The organism is Rhodococcus sp. 66b, assembly GCF_002076325.1.
In the GTDB taxonomy this organism is placed as follows: Bacteria; Actinomycetota; Actinomycetes; order Mycobacteriales; family Mycobacteriaceae; genus Rhodococcus_F; species Rhodococcus_F erythropolis.
Window position 1 is genome coordinate 14,172 of sequence record NZ_MUZB01000004.1, and the last position, 18,351, is coordinate 32,522.

At 62.0% G+C, this 18,351-nt stretch carries 20 protein-coding genes, 4 tRNA genes, 1 pseudogene and 1 riboswitch; of the genes and pseudogenes, 4 read left to right on the forward strand and 21 right to left on the reverse strand.

Translation table 11 applies throughout. From position 1 onward, the window contains the following. Nucleotides 1–150 precede the first annotated feature (150 nt). The 8 genes and pseudogenes from B0E55_RS07955 to B0E55_RS07990 all read right to left on the reverse strand — a co-directional run bounded on the left by B0E55_RS07955 (nt 151) and on the right by B0E55_RS07990 (nt 7,424). On the reverse strand, nt 151–1,512 hold the full coding sequence (locus B0E55_RS07955; protein WP_198538408.1) for an MFS transporter: 1,362 nt from the start codon (nt 1,510–1,512) through the stop codon (nt 151–153). 69 nt (nt 1,513–1,581) lie between these two features. Continuing rightward, the gene (locus tag B0E55_RS07960) at nt 1,582–2,976 is read right to left on the reverse strand and encodes an NtaA/DmoA family FMN-dependent monooxygenase (RefSeq protein WP_080909454.1); all 1,395 of its coding nucleotides are present in this window, start codon (nt 2,974–2,976) and stop codon (nt 1,582–1,584) included. A gap of 29 nt (nt 2,977–3,005) precedes the next feature. Continuing rightward, a pseudogene (locus B0E55_RS07965) lies at nt 3,006–4,081 on the reverse strand (LLM class flavin-dependent oxidoreductase). 4 nt (nt 4,082–4,085) lie between these two features. Continuing rightward, nucleotides 4,086–4,181, reverse strand: a riboswitch (SAM riboswitch). 179 nt (nt 4,182–4,360) lie between these two features. Then, nucleotides 4,361–5,989, reverse strand: a complete 1,629-nt coding sequence (locus tag B0E55_RS07970) for an ABC transporter substrate-binding protein (RefSeq protein WP_020970592.1) — start codon at nt 5,987–5,989, stop codon at nt 4,361–4,363. A gap of 241 nt (nt 5,990–6,230) precedes the next feature. Next, nucleotides 6,231–6,307, reverse strand: a tRNA-Phe gene (locus B0E55_RS07975). Between the two features lie 70 nt (nt 6,308–6,377). Beyond that, nucleotides 6,378–6,451, reverse strand: a tRNA-Asp gene (locus B0E55_RS07980). A gap of 135 nt (nt 6,452–6,586) precedes the next feature. Then, nucleotides 6,587–6,659 (reverse strand) — tRNA-Glu (locus tag B0E55_RS07985). A gap of 111 nt (nt 6,660–6,770) precedes the next feature. After that, nucleotides 6,771–7,424: a TetR family transcriptional regulator gene (locus B0E55_RS07990; protein WP_019745065.1), complete on the reverse strand. Its 654-nt coding sequence runs from the start codon at nt 7,422–7,424 to the stop codon at nt 6,771–6,773. A gap of 405 nt (nt 7,425–7,829) precedes the next feature. Between B0E55_RS07990 and B0E55_RS07995 the strand changes: the two genes are divergently transcribed. From B0E55_RS07995 to B0E55_RS08010, 4 genes are all read left to right on the forward strand, one after another. Then, complete coding sequence (locus B0E55_RS07995) at nt 7,830–8,321, forward strand: MarR family winged helix-turn-helix transcriptional regulator (RefSeq protein ID WP_021345391.1); 492 nt, start codon at nt 7,830–7,832, stop codon at nt 8,319–8,321. Beyond that, nucleotides 8,318–9,709 (forward strand): MFS transporter, encoded by a 1,392-nt coding sequence (locus tag B0E55_RS08000; protein ID WP_080909455.1) that lies wholly within the window; start codon nt 8,318–8,320, stop codon nt 9,707–9,709. The genes B0E55_RS07995 and B0E55_RS08000 overlap by 4 nt, the downstream gene beginning before the upstream one ends. A gap of 12 nt (nt 9,710–9,721) precedes the next feature. Continuing rightward, a tRNA-Lys gene (locus B0E55_RS08005) sits at nt 9,722–9,794 on the forward strand. 158 nt (nt 9,795–9,952) lie between these two features. Then, nucleotides 9,953–10,294 (forward strand): hypothetical protein, encoded by a 342-nt coding sequence (locus tag B0E55_RS08010; RefSeq protein ID WP_080909456.1) that lies wholly within the window; start codon nt 9,953–9,955, stop codon nt 10,292–10,294. Nucleotides 10,295–10,447: 153 nt separating this feature from the next. Here the strand turns inward: B0E55_RS08010 and B0E55_RS08015 are convergent, their stop codons facing one another. The 13 genes from B0E55_RS08015 to B0E55_RS08075 all read right to left on the reverse strand — a co-directional run bounded on the left by B0E55_RS08015 (nt 10,448) and on the right by B0E55_RS08075 (nt 18,350). Next, complete coding sequence (locus B0E55_RS08015) at nt 10,448–11,548, reverse strand: hypothetical protein (RefSeq protein WP_080909457.1); 1,101 nt, start codon at nt 11,546–11,548, stop codon at nt 10,448–10,450. Between the two features lie 14 nt (nt 11,549–11,562). Beyond that, a complete protein-coding gene (locus B0E55_RS08020; protein ID WP_080909458.1) occupies nt 11,563–12,000 on the reverse strand; it encodes a hypothetical protein in 438 nt (145 codons plus the stop codon). A 9-nt stretch (nt 12,001–12,009) separates the two neighbouring features. Continuing rightward, on the reverse strand, nt 12,010–12,417 hold the full coding sequence (locus tag B0E55_RS08025) for a hypothetical protein (RefSeq protein ID WP_080909459.1): 408 nt from the start codon (nt 12,415–12,417) through the stop codon (nt 12,010–12,012). Next, nucleotides 12,414–12,998: a translation initiation factor IF-2 N-terminal domain-containing protein gene (locus B0E55_RS08030; RefSeq protein WP_080909460.1), complete on the reverse strand. Its 585-nt coding sequence runs from the start codon at nt 12,996–12,998 to the stop codon at nt 12,414–12,416. The genes B0E55_RS08025 and B0E55_RS08030 overlap by 4 nt, the downstream gene beginning before the upstream one ends. A gap of 1 nt (nt 12,999) precedes the next feature. Then, nucleotides 13,000–13,671, reverse strand: coding sequence for a glycine-rich domain-containing protein (locus B0E55_RS08035; protein WP_080909461.1), 672 nt, complete (start codon nt 13,669–13,671; stop codon nt 13,000–13,002). Next, nucleotides 13,671–14,654, reverse strand: a complete 984-nt coding sequence (locus tag B0E55_RS32440; protein ID WP_198538403.1) for a hypothetical protein — start codon at nt 14,652–14,654, stop codon at nt 13,671–13,673. The genes B0E55_RS08035 and B0E55_RS32440 overlap by 1 nt, the downstream gene beginning before the upstream one ends. Nucleotides 14,655–14,657: 3 nt before the next feature. Next, on the reverse strand, nt 14,658–15,125 hold the full coding sequence (locus B0E55_RS08045) for a putative phage holin (RefSeq protein ID WP_198538404.1): 468 nt from the start codon (nt 15,123–15,125) through the stop codon (nt 14,658–14,660). Next, nucleotides 15,122–15,313: a DUF7620 family protein gene (locus B0E55_RS08050; RefSeq protein WP_080909462.1), complete on the reverse strand. Its 192-nt coding sequence runs from the start codon at nt 15,311–15,313 to the stop codon at nt 15,122–15,124. The genes B0E55_RS08045 and B0E55_RS08050 overlap by 4 nt, the downstream gene beginning before the upstream one ends. After that, nucleotides 15,310–15,573 (reverse strand): hypothetical protein, encoded by a 264-nt coding sequence (locus B0E55_RS08055; protein WP_080909463.1) that lies wholly within the window; start codon nt 15,571–15,573, stop codon nt 15,310–15,312. Before B0E55_RS08055 ends, B0E55_RS08050 begins: the two co-directional genes overlap by 4 nt. Nucleotides 15,574–15,576: 3 nt before the next feature. Next, a complete protein-coding gene (locus tag B0E55_RS08060) occupies nt 15,577–15,975 on the reverse strand; it encodes a hypothetical protein (protein WP_080909464.1) in 399 nt (132 codons plus the stop codon). After that, nucleotides 15,975–16,877 (reverse strand): glycoside hydrolase family 19 protein, encoded by a 903-nt coding sequence (locus B0E55_RS32610; RefSeq protein ID WP_108912704.1) that lies wholly within the window; start codon nt 16,875–16,877, stop codon nt 15,975–15,977. The genes B0E55_RS08060 and B0E55_RS32610 overlap by 1 nt, the downstream gene beginning before the upstream one ends. 277 nt (nt 16,878–17,154) lie before the next feature. Beyond that, nucleotides 17,155–17,742: a C39 family peptidase gene (locus tag B0E55_RS08070; protein ID WP_080909466.1), complete on the reverse strand. Its 588-nt coding sequence runs from the start codon at nt 17,740–17,742 to the stop codon at nt 17,155–17,157. After that, nucleotides 17,739–18,350 (reverse strand): translation initiation factor IF-2 N-terminal domain-containing protein, encoded by a 612-nt coding sequence (locus B0E55_RS08075; RefSeq protein WP_080909467.1) that lies wholly within the window; start codon nt 18,348–18,350, stop codon nt 17,739–17,741. Before B0E55_RS08075 ends, B0E55_RS08070 begins: the two co-directional genes overlap by 4 nt. Between the last annotated feature and the right edge of the window lies 1 nt (nt 18,351).

Genomic DNA, 18,351 nt, shown 5'->3' on the forward strand with positions numbered 1-18,351 from the left:
CTCCACTCCCGCGACCGTTGGGCTTGTCTTCACTGCGACCGGTCACCACACAAGTATCGTCCCACGACTCCTAACCCATGGGTAACACAAGTCCCATGAGTCACACGGGCTCGGCCTCCCGAGGTCCATGGAGACCCACGAAATACCAGGTCACGTCCTTCGCCGGCGTCGGTCTGCCACCGCCCCCGCCAACGAGAGCGTCAACATGACCACGCAGACGGCAAGCGCGATCCCGAACGCACGTCCGTATCCGTCGGGCGACGATCCGAGTACACCGAGATACAACCCCGATACCGCGGCCAGCGAGATGGTCGCTGACAGGCGCTGAGACAGTTGAAGGAAACCCGCCGCAACACCGTTCGCGCCCGGCGGTGCATATTCGAGAGTCAGCACCCGATTGGGCGCGTCGACCAAACCGCTGGCAACTCCCGACAACACCGCCAGGACCACCAGCACCGGGATCAGATGTTCCCGCGGAATCAGATTGACCGCTGCGATGTACCCGAGGATGACAAGGATCTCGCCGACTATGGCGCAAACCACTGCACTTCGGCCGAACCTGGCAACCAGCCGCCATCCGAGAGCCGACGTCAATGCCATCGCGAGTGAGCTACCGGTCATGATCAACGCCGCACTCAGCGGGGCGAAGCCCAAACCCTCGATCAGATAGAGGCTGAGCACCGCGTTGACGGCGAGGATGGATCCGAACCAGAAGAGTGCAACCGTCGTACCCAACCGGAAGCCCCTCGAGGCGATCAACGACGGAAGCAGTACCGGCGTCCCGCCGCGCTCGGCGTACCGACGTTCCCAGAACCAGAAGGCAACGGCAGCGCCGAACGCACCGATCAGGAAAGCCGCAGCCACAGTGACACTGGTTCGGGTCACGATGGGCCACAACAGGAGCCCGGTCGTAGTCGCCAGCAGACACAGCCCAACCGGATCGATCGATGCGCCCGATCGGGTAGTTCGATCACGGCGCAGAAAGCGAAACGCCAAAATCAGAGTGATCACGGCAAACGGCACGTTGAGAACGAGAAGCAACCGCCATCCGAAGTCGGCGTCGGAATACTTCAGCAGAACGCCACCGAGGATCGGTCCGGAAACGCCGGCCAGACCACCCGCGGTGCTGTACGCGCCTAACGCCTTCGCCCGAGCCTTTCCGGACACCCGGTCGGTGATGATGCCGAGCACCTGCGAACTGATGGTGCCTGCGCCGATCCCCTGCCCAAGACGAGCCAACACGATCATCGACGGATCCGACGCACATGCTCCGAGGATTCCCATCACAGCGAAAATGCTCAGCCCCGCCAAGAACAAGCGTCGACGCCCGACGACGTCACCGAGTCGGCCCGCCGGCACAAGGGCCAAGCCGAAAGTCAGCGAATAGCTCGCAAGGATCCACTGCACCTCGGAGGTCGACGCGCCCAGCGACGCCCGGATCGACGGAACCCCGATTCCGAGCACCGCCGAATCGAGAAGAGTGGTGAAGCCCGCGGCTACGCAGACGATGATCTCCCAGCGGACGGCCGAATCGAGCTTGGTGGATTCGGCCGCCGCTGTGACCGTGTGGGACAGGACCCGTTACCCCGCAACTTCAGACGCGGCCCGACGCGTGAGCGGCGGTCGCAACCCCAAGTGCTCTCGCAGCGTCGACGTGGAGTACTCGGTGCGGTACGCCCCACGCTCCTGCAGTTCCGGGATCAACCAGTCCACGATCTCGTCGAGCCCGGTCGGCACCAGGTACGGCGAGATGTTGAAGCCGTCCGAAGCTCCGTTGCGCACCCAATGGACCAACTGATCTGCGACCTGCCCCGGGGTGCCCGCAAAACCCGAACGCTGCGAGGTCTCGATGGCGACCTGACGTAGCGACAGGTTCTTTGCCTCGGCGAGAGCCCGCCATTCACGTGCAATCGCAATGGGGTCGTTGCCGTCTCGCGCGGAACCGCGCGTCTCGGACACCGGGCGGGCAACCGGATCTTCCTCCGGTAGTGGACCGTCCGGGTCTCGGTCGGAAAGGTCCTTCCCCCAAACCAATCCGACGAGGGACAGTGCGGTTTGGCCGGTGAACTGACCTTCGAGGACCCACCGCGCCTTCTCTTCGACCTCGGACTCGTTCTCCGCCAACACGATCTGCGTGCTGGGCAGGATCTTGACGTCGTCCTCCGGTCGCCCGACGCTACGCAACCGAGCCCGAATGTCGTCGGCGAAATCGAGCGCGCCGTCGAAATGCGTCCCGTGTCGCGAGAAGATGACGTCGGCGTGCGTCGCCGCGAAATCGCGTCCAGCCGGCGAATCGCCCGCTTGAAAGATGACCGGATGTCCCTGTCTGCTGCGGGGAAGCGTCGGCGTCACGGTGATGTCGAACTGCGAAGTCTGGCGGCGTACGTCGCTCACGGCTCCCGGAGTCGACCAGTTCTCGGACGTGCGAGAGTCCGAGATCGCGTCGTCGGCCCACGAATCCCACAGTGCCCGTGCAGTTTCGATGAACTGCCCGGCACGCTCGTAACGCAGGGCGTGGTCGAGGAAACCACCGCGACGGAAATTCTCTCCCGTCCAAGCGTTGTCAGTGGTGACCGCGTTCCAGCCGGCCCGTCCGTCGGAAAGTAGATCGAGGCCGGAGAGTCGACGGGCGAGGTCGGCCGGTTCGTTGTACGTGGTGTTCTGTGTCGCGACCAACCCGATCTTGTCGGTGATACCGGCGAGGGCGGCCAACTGCGCAATGGCGTCGGGGCGGCCGGCGATATCCAGATCGAGAATCTTGCCGTTCTGCTCGCGAAGACGAAGGCCCTCACCGAGGAAGAAGGCGTCGAACAGACCTCGCTCGGCGGTGAGTACCAACCGCCGAAACGTCTCGAAGTCGATCTGGGATCCGCTCGAGGAATCGGACCAGATGGTGGTGTGGTTGACCCCTTGGAAGAAGACGCCGAAGTGAACGTGTGCGTCGGGTCGAGGTACGGCGGAGCGTGATGCAGTCATAGCCGAAATGTCCTTAGCGCGAAGTCAAGTCAGGAGGAGTGGACGAATCGATTTGCGGGCCGCTGCAGGCCGAGGTTGCCCCTCAGAGTCGATCCCGGAACCGGGCGTCGCGCCAATCCGGACTTCGACAGCGCCGGAAGCACGAATTTGGCCAGCACCGGAAGGTCCTCGTCGATCACGAGAGCGTGGAAATGAACACCGTCGAGGTGTCCGGCCAATTCCTTCAGAACCACGGCCGCTTCCCCCGGATCTGCAGCCAGGAGCAGTCGGCCAGTGACGACGGCATTCCCGTACGAGTTCAGCTCGATCAACCGCTGCGCCGCAGACAGATTCGGCGTATCGAATGCCACATCGACCTCGGCGACCACCAATGACGCGCCCTCATCGCGCGCCTTGGCAGCCGACTGTGCAATGGCCTCCACCGAATCACCGGAAACGAGAACAACATCGGCCTGGTGTGGTTCGATGGCGCCGTAGCGGCCGAACACCACTGGCCTTGCGGCGGCCGCGGAACGATTGACGGCCCCTTCACCGAGAAGGTGTCGCCCTCGAAATTGACGTAATGCAGACGATCACGCTCGAGGAAACGCCCACTGAGATAGTCACGGACGACGGCGTCGTCCTCCCACGAATCCCAGAGATCTGTCACGACGGTAACCGAATCCCGCTGCTCCTGCTGACGCGCCGACTCCGTCGTTACCGGAGCCCTCCCCCACGCCCTCGCCGCGGCATCGTCTTCGACCGGAACAGCAAGCCAGCCGCCACGCCCACGCGAGGAGTAGTCCAATGTCGCCAATTGCGAAGAGGTGTGGAACGGTTCGGCGTACGTGGTCCCGACGACGGGGACCAGTCCGATCGTGCTGGTCGTCGCCGCCACGTATGACGCCCTGGAGACGGCATCGATGCGGCCGACAACGTCACCACTCGGAGGGAGGATGGAATCGTCGAACGTCGCGAAGGTGAAGCCCGCATTCTCGGCAGCCGCGACGCGATCGCGCACAGCCTTACCCGTGAGCAACTGATCCGGGCGATGTGAGCTTCGGCGCCAGGCAGCGGGGTGAGTGCCCTCGCCGTCCAGTTCGATACCCACGGCAAATACAGTCATGTGTCCTCCATCGGTCCTGGCGGTAGCACCCACACTGCGGTTAGGTAGCGGGTTGCTGCGGCATCATCGAGCCAGGTCTCTCAGCCACTCTGGATGGTGGATGCAATCTATGCGGGCGACACTGAACAAGTCAAATCGCACTTGACGAATCATATTGACCTACAACATATTTCAATACAATCATCCTGATCGAAAGGGTTGCGCAACGCTAGCCGACGTAGACACCAAAGAGCCCCGCCCGACTCGCGTCGGACGGGGCTCTCGGTGTGCGCTGGAACGCTACTTCGCGCCCATCCATGCCTGATCGAACAGCATGATGCCGGTTGCAGTCGGAACCACACCGTGCACGTTCTTCTGCCAAGCCCAGAACGACGTGAGCCCGCCGATCGGCGCCGACGGAACCGTCTCGTTCCACAGCGTCTGAATCTTGCCGATGATCGCCAGGGTCGACGAATTATCCTTGGCTTGTTGTAGATCTGCGATCAGCTGATCCATCGCCGGGTTCGCATATCCAGCAGTATTCGCCATCGAGGTGCTGTTGGTCGTGGAGAACAATCCGAGATCGAGAATCGACTCGTACATTCCGATGCCCGCGTGCGCGAGGTCGAAATCGTGCTTGACGTAGACGTTCTGCACGATGTCGCCGGCGTTGTTGGCCAAGATCAAGTTCACCTCGAACCCGACGGCCTGCAACAGTGACTGCACGGCGAGGCCGATCGCGTGGTCCTTGGGCTCACTGAGCACGACGTAGTCGAGAGTGCCGTCGTATCCGTCTGCCTTCGCCTGATTCAGAAGCTCCTTGGCCTTTTCGGGGTCGTAGGCAATACCCGGTGTGTCTACGTGCCATTGCGACGTCGGACCGAACAACTCCGAGCCAGGCAGTCCCTCACCGTTTTCCACGCGCTGATCGATCAATGTCGTGTCCAGCGCGTAGCCGATAGCCTGTCGAACGCGAACATCCGAGCCCGGTCGGCCTTCACGATTGTTGACAATCTCGGCACTACCGGCGTTGAGCACGTCGATGTAGCCGGGGTAACCAGCGGACTTGGCGGAATTGATCGCCGAAGTAAGGCCGCGAATGTAGGCAACATCGAGCTGACCGCTGTTCAATGATTCGAGATTGGCCTGCGGACCGTTGAGTGCAACCATCCGCAGTTTGTCCAGCTTGGGAGCACCGCCGTAGTAGGACGGGTTGGCCTTGAAGATTCGCTCGACACTCGGTGTGAAGAGATCTTCGGTGAAGGGTCCGGCACCCACCGCGGTGAACTTGTCGCCTTGCTGCGAACTCGGGGCGACGATCATCCCGTGCCCGAGAGCGAGCATCGACGGAAAGCGCATCCACGGCGTTTTCAGCTTGAAGTCGACCGTCGTGGGACCGCTTGCCTGCGCCGATTCCACCGAAGCCAGCCACAACTCGGCGCCATTGCCCTTGCCCGCGTTGTACCGATCGATGCTTGTGATCACGGCGTTGGCGTCGAGCGCGGAACCGTCGCTGAACTTCACACCGTCGCGAAGTTTCAACGTCCACGTGCTTCCGTCGTCGCTGGTATCGAGCGATTCAGCCAACTTGGGCTCGAACTCGCCGCTCGCAGTGTCGTAACTCATCAGGACGTCGTACACAGCAGCGAAGGCCTCACCGCCGGAACCGCCGCGCGCTGCCGTCTTGGTCGGGTCGAGTGAGGGAACGAGCACCTGCACGCCGTACGTCATGGTCCCGCCGGCGACCGCGTCGCCTGGGTCCGGTTGCTCGTTGACCATGCCGGTCACGACGTCCCCCGACGTGTTCGTCGTATCGGTCCCGCTGTCGTCACCGTTGCTCGCGCAGCCCACCAACAGAACCCCGGTACCGAGCAATGCGACGGCGACCCGGCTGACTTTCCCGATGCGCCAAGATCTCGAGTGCGACACGGAGATTCCACCTCACTTCCAGTAGACGCAGCCACGGATCGGCCGCAATCGGCTAATAGTGATGTCCTCTGTGGAGTGACGCCCAGCACGTTCCCGGTGACCGGAAACATTCACGGAGACAAAGGATGCGCACAACTGAGATGATCGGGCCGAGTGGTTGACGGCGACTGACATCCGAGCACGAAAAAGCTCCAACCTTATGTTCGAAGAACATGAGATTGGAGCTTGTCGATAAGAATTATGGTGGCCAGGGCCGGGATCGAACCGGCGACCTTCCGCTTTTCAGGCGGACGCTCGTACCAACTGAGCTACCTGGCCGGACGGCACCCGAACCGAATGCCTATCGCATTGCTTTGTTCTCAACCAATTGATTGAGAACAAAGCTTTGCGACCCTGACGGGACTCGAACCCGCGACCTCCGCCGTGACAGGGCGGCGCGCTAACCAACTGCGCCACAGGGCCTTGCTTTTTCCTTGCTGTGAAACCGTACTACATCTTCGAGCCGCTCCCAAACCACTGTCCTGGCCTGGCATTTGTGCATCTCAAAGCGTGTCGTGCGGGTCAAACCATACTGCATCGTTTCGCTTTCGCAAAACGTACCCCCTACGGGATTCGAACCCGCGCTACCGCCTTGAAAGGGCGGCGTCCTAGGCCGCTAGACGAAGGGGGCCCGCCGGATCTCTCCGAACTAGTACCCCAACGGCGTTCCGTTGGGAGCTTGGATAGCTTATGGCACAGCGTTCGGAAATCACAAATCGCCTGGTCATGGGCGAAAAATGGTCTATTCCGCGTCGGGGAACTCCACTTGTGGCCAGCCGTCGCGATGAAACTTCTCCAACCACTCCGGTGTGGCCATGGCTTCGAGCACCACTTCGAGGGACTCCTCGAACCACACACCCAGATCACCACTCGAGGCAATCAGGTCCGCCATGTACCGCTGGCCGGCAAGGCTCGCTGCCAGTACGCGCGTGAATTTCTCCGGGTCCACGTCTTCGCGGAGCAAACCGTCGTCCTTGGCGCGCAATGCCAACTCGTAGGCGGTCTTTCCCCAGACCTGCCCGCCACCCGATTGCACATCCTTGTAGAACTCCGGCTCGATGATCAGCCGGAATTCCGCCTGCACGATTACCTCGGTACGGAAGACCTCGGCAATGTCGAGCACAAGCCCGTGCAAAGCGACGAATGGATCGAGGTCTGTTCTCTTGGCCCAACGATCAGTGATTCCAGTGAAGGTTTCGATAGCCGAGGTCAGAACCGCTCGCGCCAACTCTTCCTTGGACTGGAAATGGAAATACATGGCGCCTTTGGTGGCGCGGGAGCCCTCGAGGATCGTGTTCACCGACGCAGCTGCATAGCCGCGCTTGGCGAATTCGACTGCAGCCGCTTCGACCAGGGCGGCGCGGGTACGCCGCGCACGCTCTTGTTGACGTGCCATTTACGGTGTTGTGCCTCTCGCAGAGTTGGTACGCAGAATCGCCGTGATCGGCGCCTGTCATCCCCCGAAACCTCACAATATCCCCTCCAACACACCCTACGTAAGGACTAGAGCGATACCCGCCAAAAGTACTAGAGGCAATCGGCTGTTCGGGGGACAACAACCGACTTTATGCCCAAAAGACACCAAGTGGTATGGTTTTGGCCGCTCGGGTGCGCTGCAGGGGGTGCGCATCCGAGCTTTTTCGTGTCCGAGATTCCGATAATCCGACCTCGCAGACGGAACTGCTTCGCCGACGGATGAACGGCAATCCCAAGGTTTTAAACAACTAATGCGATTGTTTATTCCCCAGTTTTTGTCGAAACCGTGCTGGCAGCATCGAAATAACACAGTTAGACTGTCTAAATGAACGATGGCGAGGGTCGCAGCAAGACTCGGGACGAGATCGACGTACTTTGGGACGATCTGGGTGCCTTCGTCCGGCGTCTCCGCACCAAACGCCACGACCACAAACTCACGCCGAGCCAGATCCAAGCTCTCGGCCACCTCGACCGACAAGGTCCGTTGACCGCAAAAGAGTTGGCGAAATTCGAGCGCGTCACACCGCAATCCATCGCAAAGACCGTGGCCGCGCTCGAGGAACAGGGCATGGTGACGCGAAGGGCGGATCCATCGGACGGCCGCGCGGCCTTGGTCACGATGACCGAACTAGGCACGTCGACCCTTCACGAAGACCGAACGAAACGCACGCAGTGGCTGGCCGAGGTCATCGACGCCGAGTGCACCGAAGCCGAGCGTGACTTGCTTCTGATCGCCGGCCGAATCCTGCGCAGACTAGGCCAGGGCGCGTCCCCAGCATCGACATCGATATCAGAGGAGTCACTGATGAACCCGTGACCGCCGTCGTCGAAACGTCGACACCCCAAGCCTCCGTTCCCCTGAAACTGAGCCTTGCTCTCGGTTCGGGAACCGTTCTTCAGGCACTGAACTCGTCGATGATTGCGGTGGCAATCGTCCCGATCGCCACATACTTCGGTTCCAGTTCGGGCACAGCGTGGGTCATCTCGGCTCTCTACATCGCGACTGCAGTCACGGCACCGGCGGCGGGGCGACTCGGATCGATCCTCGGCGCCAAACGCGTCTATCTGGCGGGATTGGGTCTGATCGCTGCCGGATCGATCCTCGGCTCGCTCGCCCCGTCGCTGGGTTGGCTTATCGCGGCGCGGATTCTGCTCGGAATCGGCACGGCGACACAGTATCCGAATGCGATGACCGTCATCCGCGAATACGCTGACCGTCACCGGGCTCAAACCCGTTCAGCTATAGCAACACTCACCATTTGCGCTCAATCGGTCGTCGCGCTGGGGCCTACTCTCGGCGGGTTGCTGGTCGGCACACTCGGTTGGCAGTCGATCATGTGGGTGAACCTCCCGCTTGTCGTCGTCACTGCCATATGGGTCTTCTTCGCCGCTCCGAGCGACTCCGCCCTGCCCGACCGGGCCGGCGCCACTGCGTTGTTCAAGTCACTCGACCCACTCGGTATCACGCTGTTTCTGGCCCTGACGACGTCGACGATGCTCTTCCTCCTGTCTCTCGCCGAGCACGCGAAGTGGTATCTCGTCCCGTCGACGGCCCTCTTCGCGTTCCTGTTCGTCTGGTGGGAACGTCGAACCACCTCGGCGTTCATCGACGTCCGTGCCATCGCCCGAAACCGCGCACTGAGCATGACTCTCGGCCGGACCCTGCTGACTTACACAGCGTTCTACTGCATCTTCTTCGGACTCCCCCAGTGGCTACAGGTAGCCCGCGGAATGTCACCGATCAGCGCCGGGCTCTTCATGCTGCCCGTCGCTGCGGTCGGGATCTTCGCGACCATGTCCGCGTCCAGGGTGTACGGGAAATTCGGCGCACGAATCACCCTCCTGATCGGCACCGCCGCGTTGGCTGTCGGCGGGATTCTGATCGCCTTTGTCGAATCTAGTTCGACTCCCCTTGTGGCACTCCTGCTGATAGCGGCGATCCTGGGCATCCCCAACGGCTTCAACAACATGGGAAACCAGAACCTGATCAACTCGGTGACCACCTCCGCCGACGTCGGGACCGCGATCGGCCTGTACCGAACAATCCAGTACATCGGCGCCAACCTTGCGGCCGTCGTCATCGAGCTGACCATGCGCGGAACCATCGACGACGCGGGTCTGCATCGCACGGGCGGGACCATCGCCGTCATCGGAATCGCCCTTCTGGTGGGGGTGGTGTTTTCACGGACTCTGCGGTCCCGTTAGACTCTGCGCCGCGCCCCTATAGCTCAGTTGGTAGAGCTACGGACTTTTAATCCGCAGGTCGTAGGTTCGAGTCCTACTGGGGGCACATAGTCTGACCAGGCAATATGCTTGGTCAGGCTTTTTCATTTCCTCGTTCGTGCCACAAACGTGCCACAGTTGCCCAATTTGATCGGAGCGTTTCGAAGTGATTCCAAATCCTCTGACCAGGGAGATTTCGTCCGACCGGTCTGGTATGCATTGCTGATGAAGAAGATTTTCGTTGCCTCACTCGCAGCGTCTGCAGCCTTGGTTCTTGCGGGATGCTCCAATGCGGCGGAGGGGCCGTCAAAAGAGGAGCAACAGACCCAGCAGATGGCCGACCAGTGCCGCGAGAAGGTGACTAACCGGCTCAAGTCTCCAGGGTCCGCCGAGTTCGGGGATCTCGCTTTTGCGGCGACGCCAGACGGTGATCACTACAGTCACATCGCCAGCGGATGGGTGGATTCCCAGAATGGCTTCGGCGCCTTGGTCCGCTCGACCTTTGACTGCAAAGGCATCGTCAAGGACGACGGAACGGTCGTCGGCGATGTGATGAACTTGAGTTAGCCATACCTGAAGACGACGAAAAGCCCCCAACCTCGCAATGAGGTTGGGGGCTTTTGTTTCGATCTGAGGTGCCGCCGTTATGCACGATAAGGCGCCCCCCGCCAGTTGCGAGAGGCGCCTTGTCGGTGCTGTGGTGCGTTGTTGTTTTCTGGCCTAGGTCGGCACGACGCGAAGGTATGTGTTCGCGCCGGTCTTGACGATGCGGTTCGCTGTCACGCCGGAGCTGTTCCATGCCTCGCATGTGAGCAGATCTCCGTCGACGACCGCGAGGGCGAACGTGTCCGCCAACGTCAAACCTGTGCCCGAACCCTTCGTCCAGACGACGGTGCCGTTCTTGAGGACCCGCCAATCCTTCACCGAAGTGGAGGTGGGCCATTCGGAGCCGACCTGGATGGTGGCGTTGCCGGAGCCGTTGACTCGGAGTGCGTTGCCGGTGACAGTGGAGTTCGATCCCGCCGTCCACGGTCCGACTTCCGCCCACGTCGATGCCGCGAGCTGCTGGTCGCCATTCTTCGTCATGCTGACCGTGATGAAGTTGTTTGCCTGAACCACTGGCACGCGAGCGAGCCCGGTGGCAGCGGCCTTCGGTGGAGAGACGTTGGACGATGCGGTAACGACGGGCGTCTTCGCGGTTGCGTCAGCAGTCACAGCGAACGCGGCGACCGACGAGTTGCCGGACACGACGGGAACGCGAGCCGTGGCATTGACTGCCGACACTGGGACGTTCACCACCGCCGCACCGGTCGCGGTGATGACCGGAACTTGTGCGGAGGCGTTTACAGCGATCGCCGGGATGGTGGTCGCGAAGTGTGCCGCGACGGTCGGAGTGGGGGCACTGACGGAAACCGAAATGGATGGCACTTCAACCGCGGCCGATGAAGACTGAGCTGCCACTGCCGGTAGTGCCTGCGCCGCAACCGTGATGACATCGACCAGGATCAGCGAATCTGCACGCACTGCCGGAGTGCCGGCCTGGGCTGTCACGATCACTGCGGTCTCGGGGCCGACTGTCGCGAACGCGGTGAGCGACGGCGCGTACGCAGCGGATGAACCCAAGGTGCGGACTGCGGTTATGGATGCATCCGCTCGAATGGCAGGAGCAACCGCCAGGGCGGACGCCAGCGCTCGCGGAACATTCACGAACGCCGGCGTCGTCCCATCCCACACCAACACGTCACCGAGATACGCCCGGATCGCAGGCTTACCGTCGAGCCACATTCCGGAGATCGACTGACCTCTGTTGAACAACCCCATCGGTCAGCCTTCCGTTAAGCGGCAGTGAGCGTGACCAAACCTGCTGCATCCCAAGTTATTGTGAAGGTACCGGCGGTCGTGGAGACGTCAGCGCCGAAGTCGACGTAAGCGATCAGCGGGCGGGTGGCATCAGTGCCGGGCGTGCTGTTGTAGATGACCGCGTATCGTGCGGTGATCGTCGATCCGGTCCATGCCGTGTCAGCGGCATCGAGAACGAGGGTGTTCGTTCCCGCGGTGTAGTTCACGGTCGGGGTCGCCAGCGCCGCGCCGCCGGCAGTGTAACCAGTGCCGGACGCTTCATTGGTTACCGACGACTTGTACTGGTGGGTGTCCTGATCTGGGGTGTATGCACTGGTGCAGAGCATTACCTTCAAGGCATTGCTGAGCCAGTTGATTTCACCATTGAAGGCAGACTGCAGCGCCTTGCCATAGAGTTTCGCGGTAACTGCCATGTCGGTCTCCTAGGACTCGAAAGTGATGTAGAGGGTCTCGGGGTCTTTGCTGGGAATCGCCGCGTAGTTGGCGACGGTGGTTCGCTGGATTCGTGCGATGCCGCCCGCGTTGCGAACGAAGCCTGGTTCGCCAAGTCCCGGCGCAGGGAGGCCGGCATCAATGAGAGGCCAGAGCCTGACAGGAGTGGCGGAAACCGGGACGATGATCGCGTAGGTTTTGCCGCGCCATTCGACTCGGGCCGGACCTGGGTCGAGGTTGACTGTCAGGACTCCGCCGACAACGGGCGCATCGACGCGTTTGACGCTGATCGTCGAAGTGCCTGAAGCCGATTCACGTATCTGCTCAATGAAGAAAGTGAGCGGCTTGGTCTCAGGATTGCCCGCCGCGTCGGTGAGGGTTTCACTTACAACGGTCACGACTCCCCCTCTGCGTATATGCCGCGCATGATCTGGGCGGTGTCGTGGTCGACGTTCGCGGATGCGTTCGTGATGGTGCTGCCGTATTCGGCGAGTTTGGCGAGGAGCGCAGCGGAGTCGATGCCGAGTTCATGTGCGAGTTCGTGGACTCGGATCACCTCGGCAACTTCAGGTTCAGCCTTGTCGAGGGCGAGAGGTTCGAGGGTTGTCGGCTCGTCGAACTCGGCAGGACTGTCGTCAACCACCGGATCGGGCACCACAATCTCGTAACCACCTGCCGTCATCAGCGCCCACCATGCGGCCTCGTCGATCGACACCTCATGCTGCAAGATGTACGAACCAGGCATCTCCACGTTCAGTGCTGGCGCCTCTGTCGTCCGCAGTGGGACTACCTTCACGCAAGGGCTCATCGACCCGAAAGCGGGCTGCACCCAAACGATTACGCGAGCGTGCGTCAATGTCACCCACTGCCCACCGACAAGTTCGCGGCGATTCTCCGCCAACGGTTCCGACAGTTCGTACAGGTGCGCGGGGCCGGGGCATCCGCCATAGTTGGCGTCGATCAAAGTTGCTGTTGGCATATCAATCCTCGTCGTAGAGATATTCGATGACCGTCACGCAGCCATTGGCGCCTTTACCTGCAGGAACACTGGGCGCCTGACCACCACCGCCCCCGCCTGCCGGGAATCCGCCAGTGGCACCTGACCCGCCTCCGCCGCCGGACTGGAGTGTCTGCCAGAACGCTGGGCTACCTGTACCGCCAGGAACGAGAGCGGACTTGCCGCCGTTGGCATTACCGCCACCAGCTCCACCGCCGCCGCCCGCCAGTAGCGAGTAGCGAGGATTGAAAGCAATGCCGCCAGCCGCACCGGCTTGGGATCCATCGCCACCGGGGAATGGCGATTGGCCGCCCTTGCCGCGAGTTGTGGTCGTAGCACCTTTGCCGCCCTCGGTCTCGAGGATGTCGCCGAATGCAGATCGCCCACCATCGCCGCCGTTGCGATTCGAGGAGTTGCCGCCAAGGCCGCCCGTTCCGACTGTGACCTGCACTGTGTCGGGCAGGTCCATCGCCGCGATCCGGCGCCTGGGAGACTTCACGGAAGCTCCGCCCCCACCGCCGTGACCGTTGCCATTCGCCGCCGGCCAACTCCCGCCCCCGCCACCGCCACGAACTACCAGCTCGATCGAATACAGCTTCGGATCTTTCGTCCATGTTCCCGAGGTTGTGAACACTCGGGTGATGTTGCGGGACATCAGAACTTCCGTTCGATGATGAAGAGCTTCCCCATGCCGCCGTTGCCGCCGTTGCCGGTCTGGTTGATCCCGCCGCCCATGCCTCCGCCGCCTCCGCCACCGGGGTGTGCCCCGTTGCCGCCGTTGAGGCTTCCGAAGTAGCCCCCTCCGCCTCCACCGCCGCCGGTCGCGATGATCTCGGCTGGTGCGGTGCCATTCAGGCCGGGGAGCCCGCCTGGTGATGCTCCGCCAGTTCCGCCGATTCCACCGATGCTACTTGCGCCGCCTCCGCCGCCTCCGCCACCGCGAAGTTCGCCGGGGTAGTTCGACCATCCGCCAGCAGTGTTCGGCGTGAAACCGCCGACTCCGCCGAGGCCGCCGCCAATGAGTCCGGAGCCTCCTGCTGGTGTCGGGTGGTCGTTGCCGTTGCCGCCGAGGCCGCCTTGCCCTCCGCCTGCGATGAGGTAGTTTCCGAACAGGACGTTGCCGCCGCCGGATCCTGCAGCTTCGCGACCGCCACCGACTCCGGCCTGGTAGATCGTGATACTCACCGAGGATGGGAGGAGGTTCGCCGGGATTGTGGCCGTGATTTCACCACCTCCGCCGCCGCCGGATCCGCCCTGCCGGTTGCCGATCTGGGTGTCCCACTTGCCGCCACCGCCACCGCCACCGGCGCCGATGAGGATCAGGTCGACTGACACGATCCCCTCAGATGGGTAATAGACACCCGGAGTGGTGAACACGAGGGCCTCGCCCTGCAGGATCATCTGCCGGTAGGCGTCTTTCAGTTGTGTGATCTCGATTTCGTGCGAGTTTGTGATCGCGATCTGCTCGGCCAATGGCGACTGGATACTGAATCGAAAGGCGTTCTGAGCGCCACCGAAAGCGCCTTTGGTGCCGCCGGCCATCATCGTCTTCGCGTCGGCCTCGGTCATCGCCTGCCATGCGGCGAAGCCGCCGGGAGCCAGTGAACCTGGTGGGTTTCCACCTGAAGGCATGGTCATGGACTAGACCTCCTTGGTGGAATCCGATTCGCTTACTCGACGAGCACTCTGCTGAATGCGTTTCCGCAAGCGCGTGAGCAGTTCACGCAATTTCGCAACGAGAGTTCTGTGATCACTTTCGCCATCTCGACGCGCCGCCTGCTGAATGCGGAACAGCACGAGAATCCGGTACAGCAATGTCAGGATTAGTAGGACGACAACGAGGTCTCGGACCTCGGCACGGAATCGGTAGTCTCCGAACCACCACACCGAAATCAGTTGAGTGCCAAGCAGAGCGATAGCAGCCGACGTGTACAGTAACGCCCGACCACCCTGAGTCGCCCGCCACGGAGAACGGGTCACATACATGATCGTGAACGTCCAAGCCAGGACAGTCATCGACGTCAAGAAAATTCGAGCCTCAGTTTCCGGATCGAATATCCCGACAATCACCACTCCGGCCAGCGCGGCCAGCAGCATGATGAGTTTCATGCGTGCCCCTTCTTTCTGCCCATGGCCTGCTCGACGTCCTCGCCGAACCCGTTGATCTGCACCATCAATCGGTGCTTACGTCCCAACTCCGCGATGAACGGATCCCGGGACTTCACTTCTTTGAGGACCTGCTCAGCCTCTTCGCGCCCCCGTTGCGCATCTCGCCTCTGTTTCCACCACCACGTCATCCGGTACCGCCCCTCTCGGCGAGCCGCTTGATCTCGTCGCCAATGTGAAGTGCAGTGGTGGAATGGCCGATGAGGTCCGAGTTCTGCTCCAGCGCTTTACCTGCTGTCGCTTTCCACGCTTCGATCTCTTTGTTCTTGTCGTTGACGATGGCCTTGTGGATCCAGCGTGGGACGAGGGCGCCGAACATGACGAGGCAGAAGACGAGACCGACCAGGATCCAGGGGCTGGAGAGGTTTTCGGGGGTAAACCCCGCGGGCACTAGCTAGCCCTCGGTCCGGCGGCCGAGTTGCTGCTCCAGCTGCGCTCGGATCTGATCGACGGACGGAGTGATGGCCGCTTGGACCTGCTGAATGCCCTGGCTAATTACGTCATTGACCCCAGGTATCGAGCCGCCGCCTCCGCCACCGGCGCCGGTAAGGACCAACTCGAACCCATTAGCCCCGCCTGAGGCTGTGGACTGGTCTGCTACGGGCGGCTTTGAGACATTCAATCCGGCCAGCAATGTTGCGAGAGCGCCGAGGCCAAGGCCGACGTAGTTCAGGATATTGCTCGACTGCCCCTCGGTGACAACGCCAGCGATCACGAGACCCGCGAGCGTCGCACTAGCGATGCCATAGATGGCGAGACGAACCTGCGGGAATGCCTGCACGAGTTTCGACATCACTTGCCCCCGATCGTCTTGACCAGCAACGCGATCTGCCTGGACTGTTCCGCGACCTGCTTGGTCAGCTCCTCGACAGCCTTCTCAGTTCGATACGCCGCAGCGTCGACCAACTGGAGGTAAGTCACCGCATCGAATGAAACGGCGGGATTGATCAGCGAGGGGCGAGGGGTTGTGAGTGCATCGCGCACCTCGCCTACGGCTTCAGGGAGGGTGTTTGCGCGGTTGGGGTCCTGCTTGGATGGACCTCCAAGGAATGGCCACCCCTGACCGCCGGGGCCTGAGAGCTGATCTTGAACGAGTTCTGGTGTACCCATGGGGTTGCCTCCTGATTGAGGTTGAGTGGGGAGGATCGCGGAGCCTGCATTCCCGGCGCGATGCCAGTAGTCGCGGCGATCGTCGAGTCCGTTCGTGCCGCCGTTGACCGCTCGGGTCGCGCCGATCAGGTCGTCGTCGTCCGCGAGGGCGTTGATGTTCCGGGCGACGGTCCAGTACCAGACGGCGCCGAGGAATCCGTATGTCGGATTGGACAGTTCGGCGGGGTTGTCGACGAAGTAGGTCGGCGTCGGTACATAGCCTTTGCTGTGCGCCCACTCGGAGACCTTGCCGTAGTTGTAGCGGCCGGTGATCTGGATCGGACCGCGGCCCTTGAACCGAACGCCGTCGCCGAACTGTGTGTTGCCGAGGTCCTGGCGCCCCTCGTAGGCGCTGCCGCTGGCGATCTCTTCCATCCACTGCAGCCCGCCGGACTCGTGCCCGAGTTGAGCGCACCACATCGTCGCCCGACGCTCGGTCGTGCAGCCGGCCTGGATCATCGCGGCATTGAACGGCCCGCACAGTTCCTCGTAGCGGGACATCGGCACGCGGTAATCCATGATCCGCGCCAGGGTTTGAACGTCCATCAGCAGTCCCTCCAGATTCCATCGGTGAGGAAACCGTGCATGCCGCAGTCGCAGCACAGGATCGACGGCGTGATCGTCACCGGATCGGTCGATACCACGACATGTCCGGGGATGGTCAACGTCGGCGCGTGAATTAACGTCCGGCCATCTCTCGGCCGGTGGCATTCATGCCTGATACGGATGGTGCCGTCCGGGTAATGCAGCGAGTGCACGCGGCCATGGTCGGCGGAGCGGGTGAATCCTGGCGGGGTGAGATCCGGTATCGGCCTGTTGCCCATTACTTCACCGGCCCTATGAACTGTTCGAAGACTGGAAGCCATGCATCGACAGCAGGCGCCGGAGATGCTGGTGGAGCCGCGGTGGGCGCGGCTGAATACCCCTTCGGGCAGATCAGCGACGCCATCTTCTCCAGCGAGAGCCAATAGTGCTCAATCCCGCCGAAGCGTGCCGGATCAGCCACGTAGACGCCGTTCTTCTCGTCATAGCCGACGATCGCCACATAGTGATAGATCGTGTAGTTCGGATACCCAGGAGGGTGATTGTTGGCAGGCGCCACGATGTTCGCCACCAAGCCGCAGCCGGCGTTGATACTTGCTCGGATGTCATTCCAAAGCAGATCAATCTGCGCCCGCGTCGGTGGGTCGTTCGGCATCTCACGAGTCACATACGGCAACCCGGTTCGCCGGGCCAGCAGTTGAGTGATCTGCCCGATCCAGTCCGTGCCGTTCGTTGTCGTGCCGAGCTCGAGCGCGAGCTGCTGCTCCGGCACGTCAATGCCTCGACAAGTCAGGACGATCTGCGTCGAGCCAGGGCCGCACCAGAACCCAGTTTCCTGGACGGTGTACTGATGATTGAGAACCTTCATCGGTGACCTCCAGGTCGAGGGCGCTGCGCAAGCAGCGCGTTGATGCGCAATTGATCTCGAATCGCCGCGCACCGATTGCCGGGAATGCTGGACTGCGCAGACTTCGCAGGCACGCCGATCTCGGCACACACCGCAAGGACATCCGCCGACGTCGAGCCCAACTTCTTTGCGAGGTAGTGAACCCGGATCTTCTCGGGCCACTTTGCCGGCTCTGTCACCGTCGCCGGAGCCTCGACCTCGGTCGGTGCGTCGGGCTCGAGCTCCAGCGCCTGACGCCTGACCTCACGCTGGACAGCCATGCCCAGCGACTTCAGGTCGATGCCGAGATCCTGCACCTCGGGCGGATGGTCCTCCCATGCGCCGGCAGCGAACATCGGCGAGATGTCACCCGACTGCGGTGGGTTGTACCAGATCGTCTGCTCGCCAATCCCAGGCCTGGCGCCGCAGTTCCAGAGCCGCTCGGATATCTCCATGAAGTATTCGATCGGCCACGGAACTGGGGCACCCTTCATGCCTGGGAGTGCAATCAGCATCCACAGGAACGCTTCGCGTGGATCGTTCGGATCACAGTTGTCGCGTGTGGGCATCTCGCCCAAGGTGAATCCCATT

Excerpts from the sequence above, each read along its gene's own strand:
- B0E55_RS07960 (WP_080909454.1), bottom strand. The coding sequence starts at position 2,976 with ATGACTGCATCACGCTCCGCCGTACCTCGACCCGACGCACACGTTCAC.
- B0E55_RS07990 (WP_019745065.1), bottom strand. The coding sequence starts at position 7,424 with ATGGCACGTCAACAAGAGCGTGCGCGGCGTACCCGCGCCGCCCTGGTC.
- B0E55_RS07995 (WP_021345391.1), top strand. The coding sequence starts at position 7,830 with ATGAACGATGGCGAGGGTCGCAGCAAGACTCGGGACGAGATCGACGTA.
- B0E55_RS08010 (WP_080909456.1), top strand. The coding sequence starts at position 9,953 with ATGAAGAAGATTTTCGTTGCCTCACTCGCAGCGTCTGCAGCCTTGGTT.
- B0E55_RS08015 (WP_080909457.1), bottom strand. The coding sequence starts at position 11,548 with ATGGGGTTGTTCAACAGAGGTCAGTCGATCTCCGGAATGTGGCTCGAC.
- B0E55_RS08020 (WP_080909458.1), bottom strand. The coding sequence starts at position 12,000 with ATGGCAGTTACCGCGAAACTCTATGGCAAGGCGCTGCAGTCTGCCTTC.
- B0E55_RS08030 (WP_080909460.1), bottom strand. The coding sequence starts at position 12,998 with ATGCCAACAGCAACTTTGATCGACGCCAACTATGGCGGATGCCCCGGC.
- B0E55_RS08035 (WP_080909461.1), bottom strand. The coding sequence starts at position 13,671 with ATGTCCCGCAACATCACCCGAGTGTTCACAACCTCGGGAACATGGACG.
- B0E55_RS32440 (WP_198538403.1), bottom strand. The coding sequence starts at position 14,654 with ATGACCATGCCTTCAGGTGGAAACCCACCAGGTTCACTGGCTCCCGGC.
- B0E55_RS08045 (WP_198538404.1), bottom strand. The coding sequence starts at position 15,125 with ATGAAACTCATCATGCTGCTGGCCGCGCTGGCCGGAGTGGTGATTGTC.
- B0E55_RS08050 (WP_080909462.1), bottom strand. The coding sequence starts at position 15,313 with ATGACGTGGTGGTGGAAACAGAGGCGAGATGCGCAACGGGGGCGCGAA.
- B0E55_RS08060 (WP_080909464.1), bottom strand. The coding sequence starts at position 15,975 with ATGTCGAAACTCGTGCAGGCATTCCCGCAGGTTCGTCTCGCCATCTAT.
- B0E55_RS32610 (WP_108912704.1), bottom strand. The coding sequence starts at position 16,877 with ATGGACGTTCAAACCCTGGCGCGGATCATGGATTACCGCGTGCCGATG.
- B0E55_RS08070 (WP_080909466.1), bottom strand. The coding sequence starts at position 17,742 with ATGAAGGTTCTCAATCATCAGTACACCGTCCAGGAAACTGGGTTCTGG.
- B0E55_RS08075 (WP_080909467.1), bottom strand. The coding sequence starts at position 18,350 with ATGGGATTCACCTTGGGCGAGATGCCCACACGCGACAACTGTGATCCG.